The organism is Acinetobacter sp. NIOH-H-8 (assembly GCF_046635365.1).
Lineage (GTDB): Bacteria > Pseudomonadota > Gammaproteobacteria > Pseudomonadales > Moraxellaceae > Acinetobacter.
In genome coordinates this window covers 1-470 of the sequence record NZ_JBHDVN010000159.1, presented here as the reverse complement: position 1 = coordinate 470, position 470 = coordinate 1, and the positions used below count along the sequence as shown (strand labels likewise).

The window sequence follows — 470 nt, the reverse complement described above, 5'->3', positions numbered from 1 at the left end:
CCCAATATCTGGGTACGCGTGCCGCTGACCGAAATTCATCAGGGCGATTTCTCTCCGCTGTTCCGCTATACGCTGGCGATTATGCTATTGGCGATAGGCGGGGCGTGGCTGTTTATTCGTATCCAGAACCGACCGTTGGTCGATCTCGAACATGCTGCTTTGCAGGTCGGTAAAGGGATTATTCCGCCGCCGCTGCGTGAGTATGGCGCTTCGGAGGTGCGTTCGGTTACCCGCGCCTTTAACCATATGGCGGCGGGTGTTAAGCAACTGGCGGATGACCGCACGCTGCTGATGGCGGGGGTAAGTCATGACTTACGCACGCCGCTGACGCGTATTCGCCTGGCGACCGAGATGATGAGCGAACAGGATGGCTACCTGGCCGAATCGATCAATAAAGATATCGAAGAGTGCAACGCCATCATTGAGCAGTTTATCGATTACCTGCGCACCGGGCAGGAGATGCCGATGGA

At 56.4% G+C, this 470-nt stretch carries 1 protein-coding gene; it reads left to right on the top strand.

Annotation, left to right across the window (positions count from 1 at the left end; translation table 11 throughout):
* The coding region (locus ACEWB7_RS17555) for a histidine kinase dimerization/phospho-acceptor domain-containing protein (RefSeq protein WP_411581031.1) at positions 1–470 on the top strand (470 nt) is incomplete at both ends.